Source organism: Actinomyces culturomici, assembly GCF_900499005.1.
Lineage (GTDB): Bacteria > Actinomycetota > Actinomycetes > Actinomycetales > Actinomycetaceae > Pauljensenia > Pauljensenia culturomici.
In genome coordinates, this window is record NZ_LS991316.1 from 880,457 (window position 1) to 889,811 (window position 9,355).

The following is a 9,355-nucleotide window of genomic DNA, read 5'->3' on the forward strand; positions in this document are numbered from 1 at the left end:
CGGCGAACGGCCCTCGTCGCCGGACCCGCCGCCTGACCACTAGAGTGACGCCATGACGACATTCGACGCACTGTTCGCGGAGCTCTCCGAGAAGGCCCAGACCCGTCCTGAGGGGTCGGGCACCGTCGCGGAACTCGACAAGGGCATTCACGCCATCGGGAAGAAGATCGTCGAGGAGGCGGGCGAGGTCTGGATGGCCGCCGAGTACGAGACCCTCGACGACTGCGCCCTCGAGATCTCCCAGCTCCTCTACCACGCCCAGGTGATGATGATCGCCAAGGGGCTCACGCTCGACGACGTCTACCGCCACCTCTGAGGAACACATGCTGCGCATCGCCGTCCCCAACAAGGGATCCCTCTCCGAACCCGCCATTCAACTCCTCGACGAGGCCGGCTACCGCACGCGCCGCCGCGGCCGCGAGCTCGTCCTCACCGACGCGGAGAACGAGGTCGAACTCTTCTTCCTCCGGCCGCGCGATATCGCGGTCTACGTCGGACGCGGGTCGATCCACGCCGGCATCACCGGGCGCGACCTGCTCCTCGACTCCGGAACCTCGGCCGTCGAGCACCGCGCGCTCGGCTTCGCCCGCTCGACCTTCCGCTTCGCGGCGCCGATCGGGACGATGACCTCGCTCGACGACATCGCGGGCAAGCGCGTCGGCGCCTCCTACGACCACCTCGTCCGCACCTACCTCGCCGAGCGCGGGGTCGACGCCGAGGTCGTCCACCTCGACGGCGCGGTCGAGTCCTCGGTGCGCCTCGGCGTCGCCGACCTCATCGCCGACGTCGTCGAGACCGGTTCCACTCTCAAGGCCGCGGGCCTCGAGGTCTTCGAGGAGCCGCTCCTCAAGTCGGAGGCCGTCCTCATCACCCGCGAGGATCTGCGCGAGGACCCGGCGCTCGCGACCCTCGACCGTCGCCTCCAGGGCGTCCAGGTCGCCCGCTCCTACGTGATCGTCGACTTCAACGTCCGCGAGCAGGACCTCGCGAAGACGAGCGACATCGCTCCAGGATTCGACTCGCCGACGATCAGCCCGCTCCTCAACTCCGAGTGGCGCGCGGTCCGCGTCATGGTCCAGTCCGAGGGCGTCAACCTCGTCATGGACCGCCTCCACGAGGCGGGTGCGCGCGGCATCATCGTCACCGAGTTGAAGGCGTCCCGGCTCTGATACGGCGCCCGCGTCCGCGCAGGTCGTAGGCTTGGCCCGTGGAAGAGCGAGTATCGACGAGCACGAGGGTCCTCGGCCTCCTCGTCGAACTCCTCGGCGCGGAGCGGCCGCGGACGAAGCGCGTCCTGCGCGCGCTCCCCGGGTACTCGGATCTCTCCGACGTCGCCTTCGAGTCGCAGTTCCAGCGCGATAAGGCGGCGCTGCGCGAGGCCGGGATCGTCCTCGAAACCGTTCCGGGCGCCGTCGAGGCGTATCGCATCTCCGCCGACTCCTTCGCGGCCGCGAACGTGCGTCTCGAGGACGTCGACGTCGCGCTCATCCGCCTCGCCGTCGGCGCCTGGCAGTCCGGCCCCGACGCCGCCGTCATCGCTCCGAAGATCGCGGCGTCGACGGACTCTGAGGGCGCGCCGGCCGTCCCGCTCGCCCTCCGGCTCGAGGGCGCGGAGACCGTCGCCCGCATCGCCTGCGCGATCGCCGAGCGCAGGGTCCTGTCCTTCGTCTACCGCTCGGCCTCAGGCGCCTTCGCGCGCGCCGTCGAGCCGTGGCGCCTCGTCGTGCGCGGCCGCGCCCTCTACCTGTGGGGCCGCGACCTCGACCGCGAGGACGAGCGCCTCTTCCGCGTCTCCCGCTTCGAATCCGAGGTCGAGTTCCTCGGCGAGCCCGGCGACGCCGCCCCGATGCCCGCGGCCCTGCCCGATCCCTTCGACGCCCTCCTCGTCGCCCCGACGCTCCTCCTGCGCGAAGGCGCCGCACCCGCGATCCGCCGGTTCGCGACGGACGAGGACGGGGCCGCGCCCGACGGATGGACGAGGGCGAGGGGGGAGACCGACGAGCGCGGGGAGTGGATCTCGCGCGTCCTCGCCGAGGGCGAGGACGCGATCGTCCTTGAGCCCGAGGATCTGCGCGAGCAGATCCTTGAGAGGATCCGCATCGCCGCGCAGTGGGGGAGGGCCGATGCCTGAACTCGTCCCTCTCACCGTTTCGCGCCTCCTCTCGATCGTCGCGTGGATCCACGAGCATCCCGGCGTGCCCGTCGCGGAACTCGCCGCCCACTTCTCCCGGACGAATCGCCAGATCAGACGAGATATCGAGGCGCTCGGCTCGGTCGGAGACTCCCTTCCGGGCGCCTCCTTCGAGATCGACTGGGACCTCCTGGAGAACGAGGACCGCTTGAGGATCCGCTCGACGCTCGGCGTCGACCTGCCGCCGCGCCTCACGGGGCGCGAGGCGGCCGCGATCCTCGTCGGGCTCGACGCGCTCGCCCCGAACCTCGACGAGGAACTCCGGTCGCGGATCCCGCGCACCGCGCTCGCCGTCCGCGCCCTCGTCGGCGAGGAGGGCGAGGACCCCGCCCTCGTCCACTCCGATCCCGACGAGCCGACGGGGATCCTCGACGTGCTCGCGGACGCGATTCGCGACGACCGCCCCGTCGCCTTCGAGTACCGGAGCGCCGACGGGCGGCGTAGCGCGCGCGTCGTCGAGCCCTGGGACGTGAGGCGCGGGGGAGCGGGGTGGATCCTGCGGGGCTGGTGCCTCGGCTCGCGGGGTGAGCGGAACTTCGCCGTCGACCGCATGAGCGGCGTCGAGATCGCCGCCGGTTCGATCGCGCATCGACCGATGGCGCCGCGTCGCGACTGGCCCGTCGAGCGGATCGTCGTCGACGCGCGCGGCCGCTGGGTCGCCGACGACTTCGAGTCCGTCGATGCGCGCGAGCTCGGCGACGACGGGGGAGTGGAGCTCGCCGTGCCCGTGTGGAACGAGGAGTGGTTCGCCTCCCTCCTCATCGACCTCGCCCCCTCGCTGCGCGACGCGGCGCCGGGGCCCCGCGCCCGCGCGGGGGAGCGCGCCGCCAGGATGCTCGAGGCGTGGACTAAGGGGGCCGAATGAGTCCGAAGAGGCGCCGCGCGCGCATGGAGTCCGCCGAGCCGCGGCGAACCGATGTCGAGGCCTTCGAGGCGAGCCCGGCGGAGCGGATGGCCGCGTTCAAGGCCGCGATGCGCGCGGAGAAGTCCGAGCGCGCCGCCTACGCTGCGGGCCTCGGCTTCGCCCCAGACCCCTTCCAGGTGAGCGCGATGGACGCCGTCGAGCGCGGGGACTCCGTCCTCGTCGCGGCACCGACGGGAGCCGGCAAGACCGTCGTCGGCGAGTTCGCCACGCACCTCGCGCTGCGCCGCGGTCGGCGCTCCTTCTACACGACGCCGATCAAGGCCCTCTCCAACCAGAAGTTCCTCGACCTGCGCGCCCGCTTCGGCGAGGACGCGGTCGGACTCCTCACCGGCGACACCTCGATCAACCCCGGCGCGCCGATCGTCGTCATGACGACCGAGGTCCTGCGCAACATGATCTACGCGGGCTCCGACCTCGACGCCCTCGAGTCGGTCGTCCTCGACGAGGTCCACTACCTCTCGGACCGCTTCCGCGGCCCCGTGTGGGAGGAGGTGATCATCCACCTCCCCTCCGACAAGCAGATCGTCGCCCTCTCCGCGACGGTGTCGAACGCCGAGGAGTTCGGGCGGTGGATCGCCGAGGTCCGCGGCGGGTGCGAGGTCGTCGTCTCCGAGGTCCGGCCCGTCCCGCTCTACCAGCACATGATCGTCGGACGGACCCTCTACGACCTCTACGCGCCGGGCGCGGACCCCGCCTCCGGGCGCCTCAATCCCGAGCTCGTCGACGCGGTCTCGCCGGGCGCGCCTGGGCGCGCCGGTCGAGGCGGGCGCAATTGGCGAGCCGCGGCGGACTCCCGCCCGCCGCGCGAGTCGCGCTCCTCGACGCTCATCGCCCTCGAGCGGGCGCGCCTGCTCCCGGCGATCACCTTCATCTTCTCGCGCGCCGGATGCGAGGCCGCCGTCGAGCAGGTCCTCGGAGCCGGCGTCGTCCTGACGACGCCGAGCGAGGCCGCTGAGATCCGCCGACGCGTCGACGAGGCGACGACGCGGATCGACCCGCAGGACTTCGGCGTCCTCGGCATCGCGCGGTGGGCGAACGCTCTCGAGCGCGGCGTGGCCGCCCACCACGCCGGGATGCTCCCCATTCAGAAGGAGACCGTCGAGCGCCTCTTCGCCGACGGGCTCATCAAGATGGTGTACGCGACCGAGACCCTCGCCCTCGGCATCAACATGCCGGCGAAGTCCGTCGTCATCGAATCCCTCACGAAGTGGAACGGAGCCGAGCACGCGCGCCTCAGCCCCGGCGAGTACACGCAGCTATCGGGCCGGGCCGGCAGGCGCGGCATCGACACCGAGGGCCACGCGATCGTCCTCCATCGAGGTCAGGTCGCCCCCGAGGAGGTCGCCGCCCTCGCCTCCAAGCGCACGTATCCGCTGATCAGCGCCTTCGCCCCGACCTACAACATGGTCGTCAACCTCCTCGCGCACCGGCCGCGCGCGGCGACGCGCGCCGTCCTTGAGACCTCATTCGCCCAGTTCCAGGCCGACGGCGCCGTCGTCCACCTCGCGACGCGCGCGAAGGAGCTGCGGGCCGAGCACGACCGCCTCGAGGAGGCGATGAGCTGCGACCTCGGCGACGCCCGCGAGTACTTCCGCCTCCGCGACCGTCTCACCGGCGCCCAGAAGGCGCAATCGCGCACGAGGGCGAGGACGCGGCGCGCGATGGACCGGGAGTCCCTCGCCTCGCTCGTCCCCGGGGACGTCATCGCCTACGGGCAGGGGCGTCGCACGCTCCACGCCGTCGTCGCCCTCCAGGAGGCGACCGCCGTCGGGCGCGTCGCGACCGTCGTCATCGGGACGGACGGGAAGTTCCACACGATGGCGCACGACGACTCGGCCGCGGGCCTCGCGAAGGTCGGGCGGATGCGGATCGCCGGAGGATCCGCACTGCGCCGGAACAAGGAGCGGACCCGGATCGCAGAGGAGCTCCGCCGACTCGTCCGCTCCGGATCCCTCGAGGCGCCGCGCGTCGAGGACGCCCCCTACGATTCGGCCGAGATCGAGGGCATCGAGCGCGCTCTACGCGCCCACCCGGTCCATCGCTGCCCCGAGCGGGAGGAGCACGCCCGCGCCGGGCACCGCTGGGCCCGTCTCGACCGCGAGCTCGCCGGAATCACCGAGCGGATCGACGCGCGGACGAATTCCGTCGCCAAGCGCTTCGACAAGGTGTGCGCCGTCCTCGACGACCTCGGCTTCCTCGACGGGGACGCCGTCACCGCGCGCGGCGAGCGGCTCCGCCGCGTCTTCGGGGAGCGCGACCTCGTCGTCCTCGAGGCGATCGAGGAGGGCGCCTGGGACGACCTGACGCCCGAAGAGCTCGCGGCGATCGCCTCGACCTGCATCTACGAGTCGCGGACCGAGGAATCCGGCCCGCCCGCGCTCCCGCACGGCCTGACGACGCCCCTCCTCGCCGCGTGGGACGCGACGATCCGCGCGACCGGGCGCGTCCAGGCCGCGGAGAAGGCCCAGGGCCTCGAGACCTCGCCCGATCCGGATCCGGGGCTCATGGGGCCGGCGCTCGCCTGGGCGCACGGGGCGTCGCTCGCGACGGCCATCTCGGAGTACGAGATGCAGGGCGGCGACTTCGTCCGCTGGATCCGCCAGGTCATGGACCTCCTCGACCAGCTGCGCGGACTCGATCGCCCGGAGCTCGCGGCGAACGCGCGGCGCGCCCGCGATCTCCTCGTCCACGGGGTGGTGGCATGGTCGGCCCTGTGACGCGCAGCCCCCTCCTTCTCGACCTCGCGCTCAGCGCCCTCGCCGGCGTCGCGCTGTGGGCGGCCTTCCCCGACCTCTCGTGGTCATGGACCACCGTCCCCGCCCTCGCGCTCTACTTCTCGCGCATCGATCACGCGGGACTCGGACGGGGTCTCCTCAACACGCTCGTCTTCGCCGCGTGCTGGTGGTTCCCCCTCATCGACTGGGTGCCGCTCGCGACCGGCGGCACGCTCCCGTGGGTCGCGCTCGCCGCGACGCAGATCCTCGCGATCCTCCTCTTCGCCCTCATCGCCCGGCTCCTGCGGGTGTGGGCGTGGACGCGCACGGCCCTCGGCCAGTGCGGCGCCTACGCCCTCGTATGGGTCGGCGTCGAGCAGCTGCGCAGTCACTACCCGTGGTCGGGCTTCCCCTGGGGGAACGTCGCGATGCCGCAGGTCGATTCGCCGCTCGGACGCCTCGCCCCCTGGGGCGGGGAGGTCCTCGTCTCCCTCGTCGTCGTCGCCCTCGCGGTCGGCCTGCGCCGGGTCTTCGGCCTGCGGGCCGACGAGGACTCCGCGCACTGGTACACGCGCCCGGCGATCCTCGTCCTCGGCGCCGCGATCGTCGCGGGAGCGTGGGCCCTGCCGCTGCCCGCCTCCCAGGAGGCCGGGTCCCTGCGCGTCGGCGTCGTCCAGGGCGACGTCGAGCTGCCGGGCGCCGACACCTTCGCGGTCGAGGGGAAGGTCGCGGGGAACAACGCCGCGATGACCCGCGAGCTCGCCGCGAACGGGGGAGGAGTCGACCTCGGGATCTGGGGGGAGACCGGCGCCGACCGCGATCCGCGCGAATCGGCGCTGGTGTCGCGCATCCTCGACTCCTCGGTCGGTGCGCTCGGAGCCCCGATCCTCTTCGGATTCGCGAATGTGCAGGACGACCTGCGGTGGAACTGGCTCGGCGTGTGGAGAGCGGGGGAGGGGCTCGACCCCGACGCCCTCTACGCGAAGCAGAAGCCCGTGCCCTTCGGCGAGTTCATCCCCTTCCGCTCGGTGATCTCGAAGCTCGCGACCGAGGCCGCGCAGGTCAACCTCGACATGGCGGCGGCGGGCAATCCGGGGATCCTCCACGTCGGCCTCGCCGACGGGCGGACGATCCCGATCGCGGTCGGCATCTGCTTCGAATCGGCGTACCCCTCGGTCATCGGCGAGGGCGTTCGCCTCGGCGGCGAGGTCATCGTCACTCCGTCGAACAACTACCACTTCCGCTCGAGCGCCGAGTCCGCGCAGCAGGCCCAGCTCCTCCGATTCCGCGCGATGGAGTTCTCGCGCTCGGCGATCCAGGCGTCGACGACGGGGGAGTCGGTCGTCATCCGCCCCGACGGCTCCATCCAGGCGTCGACGAAGCCGCAGACCGCGGCGTGGCTCGCCGAATCGGTTCCCCTGCGCACGTCGATCACGCCCGCTGCGCGGATGGGGGAGATCCCCGCGGACGTCGTCATGATCGCGACGGTCGTCCTCGCGATCGCCTCCCTCGGCGGCGCGATCGCCTCACGGGGCCGGGGCCGTGCGTCGAATTGAGGGCGAGGATCTCGTGCGTCTCCCGTCTAATACCTTCTGAACTGCGCGGATATGGCCATAGGGGTTGATGCAAAGAGCGCGTGGATGCAATATTATGTCAGAACTGATTTCGGGGGGCGGCTCGCCCGAATGCGGCGGGGCCCCCGCCGAAGCGGGGGCCCGTGACGAGATGCGCGAATGCTCAGCCCTTGCGGTAGTGGCCCTCAGGACGCAGACGGCCTTCGCGGTAGAGGGCGAGCTGCTCGCTCAGCACGATCTCGAGCTCGTCGAGAGAACGGCGCTCGCGCAGCATGTCCCAGTGGGTGCGCACCGGCTTTGCGGGCTTCGTCTCCTCATCTTCGGGCGCGTCGCCGATGAGTTCGGCCTGGGCGCCGCAGCGGCACTCCCAGGTCGCCGGCGGGGTCGCCTCGGTCGAGAGGGGCACCTCGAACTCATGGCCGTTGGGGCAGGCGTAGCGGACGGTGAAGCGGTCGGCGAAGACGACGCCGTCCTCGGACTCCATCGACTTGGCGCCGATCTGCATACCTCGAAGCGCGCGATCCGCCACGGCTCACTCCTTCTTCCTCAGGACAGGACCGGATAGAGTCTAGCCGACTTCTCGCCGTCGCTATCGATCCGATAATGTACATTATGTCAGACCGGTGGGAGAGTATCAGGTATCATCCCGGACCGGCCCGGATCGTCGCGCACGCCACCACTGCCCCGCCGCCTCGCGGCCCTACGATGTGGTGGATGCGGCCGCAGGGGCCGTACGGAAACGGAGCACACGTGAGCACAGTCGTCGAGCCGGTCGCAGCCGCGAACCCCGTACTGCGCCGCCGCGGCACGGGCGAGATCCTCCTCGTGGCCGTCTGCGCGATGGGCTACTCGATCCTCTGCTTCCTCGCGCCGGTCCTCCCATCGACGGCCTTCCGGCACGCGCGCGAGGTCCTCGCGGTCGAGCGGGCGCTCGGCATCGACGTCGAGCTCGACCTCAATCTCTGGCTCCACGCCCACTCGCTGCTCGCGAACATCGCGTCGACCTTCTACGCCTTCAGCTTCTTCGTCGTCACCTTCAGCGCCCTCGCGCTCCTCTGGTTCCGTCGACCCGACCGGTACGCGTACGCGCGCAACGCGCTCTTCGTCATGACGGCCGGGGCGATGGTCACCTACTGGACGTTCCCGCTCGCGCCGCCGCGCCTTCTCACGACGCTCGGCTACGTCGACGCCGTCGCGAATCAGGCCGGCGTCGGCGCCGGGTACTCCCGGGCGGCGGCGACCCTCGCGAACCAATACGGGGCGATGCCCTCGATGCACACGGGATGGGCCGTGTGGTCCGCCCTCGTCCTCGGGCTCTTCGTGTGGAAGCGCTGGTGGCAGCGCCTCCTCCTCGCGATCCACCCGGTGTTCACCGTGTGGGTGATCATCGCGACGGCGAACCACTACGTCCTCGACGCGCTCGCCGGCGCCTCCTACTGCGCCGTCGCCCTCGTCGCGTGCGCGGCGATGGCGGGAACCCTCTCCCCCGCCCCCGCCCCCGTCCCGGCGCTCGAGAGGGCCTGAGCCGCCCCGACCGTTCCTGGCGATATCCTGGCCCCATGAAGTTCGGAGTAGATTTCGGGACCACTCGCACGACCGTCGCCCTCGTCGACCGCGGCAACTACCCGCTCGTGTCGTTCCTCGACGCGCTCGGGGACGACCACGACTACCTCCCCTCGGTCGTCGCCTACGAGGACGGGGCCCTCGTCTTCGGATTCGAGGCCGAGGCCGCGGCGCTGCGCGGCGCGCCCCACCTCCGCTCCTTCAAGCGACTCCTCGCCGATCCGGAGATCTCCCCCGACACGACGCTGAGGCTCGCCAACCGCGACTTCCCGGTCCTCGAGATCGTCTCCCGCTTCCTCGCGCACGTCGCGGACGCGATCCGCACCGACTCCTCCGTCGCCCTCCCCTCCCCCGTCGAACCCCTCGAGGCCTGTCTCCTCTCCCCATC

General features: G+C 71.6%; 8 protein-coding genes and 1 pseudogene. 8 read left to right on the forward strand and 1 reads right to left on the reverse strand.

Annotated elements, in window-relative coordinates; all coding sequences use genetic code 11:
* The first annotated feature begins 52 nt into the window (after positions 1-52).
* The 6 genes from DY157_RS03800 to lnt are packed head-to-tail and all read left to right on the forward strand — an operon-like array spanning position 53 to position 7,386.
* Positions 53-316, forward strand: a complete 264-nt coding sequence (locus tag DY157_RS03800; protein ID WP_115727292.1) for a phosphoribosyl-ATP diphosphatase — start codon at positions 53-55, stop codon at positions 314-316.
* Positions 317-323: 7 nt separating this feature from the next.
* Positions 324-1,169, forward strand: coding sequence for an ATP phosphoribosyltransferase (gene hisG, locus DY157_RS03805; RefSeq protein WP_115727293.1), 846 nt, complete (start codon positions 324-326; stop codon positions 1,167-1,169).
* Between the two features lie 38 nt (positions 1,170-1,207).
* A complete protein-coding gene (locus DY157_RS03810) occupies positions 1,208-2,131 on the forward strand; it encodes a helix-turn-helix transcriptional regulator (protein ID WP_115727294.1) in 924 nt (307 codons plus the stop codon).
* Positions 2,124-3,056 carry a helix-turn-helix transcriptional regulator gene (locus DY157_RS03815; RefSeq protein ID WP_115727295.1) on the forward strand — a complete coding sequence of 311 codons (933 nt, stop codon included), beginning with the start codon at positions 2,124-2,126 and terminating at the stop codon, positions 3,054-3,056. Before DY157_RS03810 ends, DY157_RS03815 begins: the two co-directional genes overlap by 8 nt.
* Positions 3,053-5,833: a DEAD/DEAH box helicase gene (locus tag DY157_RS03820; RefSeq protein ID WP_115727296.1), complete on the forward strand. Its 2,781-nt coding sequence runs from the start codon at positions 3,053-3,055 to the stop codon at positions 5,831-5,833. Before DY157_RS03815 ends, DY157_RS03820 begins: the two co-directional genes overlap by 4 nt.
* Positions 5,830-7,386 (forward strand): apolipoprotein N-acyltransferase, encoded by a 1,557-nt coding sequence (gene lnt / locus DY157_RS03825; RefSeq protein ID WP_235827061.1) that lies wholly within the window; start codon positions 5,830-5,832, stop codon positions 7,384-7,386. The genes DY157_RS03820 and lnt overlap by 4 nt, the downstream gene beginning before the upstream one ends.
* 181 nt (positions 7,387-7,567) lie before the next feature.
* On the opposite strand, the gene DY157_RS03830 is transcribed toward lnt, so the two are convergent.
* Positions 7,568-7,933 (reverse strand): RNA polymerase-binding protein RbpA, encoded by a 366-nt coding sequence (locus tag DY157_RS03830; RefSeq protein ID WP_115727298.1) that lies wholly within the window; start codon positions 7,931-7,933, stop codon positions 7,568-7,570.
* Between the two features lie 221 nt (positions 7,934-8,154).
* Between DY157_RS03830 and DY157_RS03835 the strand changes: the two genes are divergently transcribed.
* Entirely contained in the window at positions 8,155-8,928 is a 774-nt protein-coding gene (locus DY157_RS03835; protein ID WP_235827062.1) for a phosphatase PAP2 family protein, read from the forward strand.
* A 35-nt stretch (positions 8,929-8,963) separates the two neighbouring features.
* Positions 8,964-9,355 (forward strand): annotated as a pseudogene (locus DY157_RS11680) (Hsp70 family protein); the annotation flags it as partial.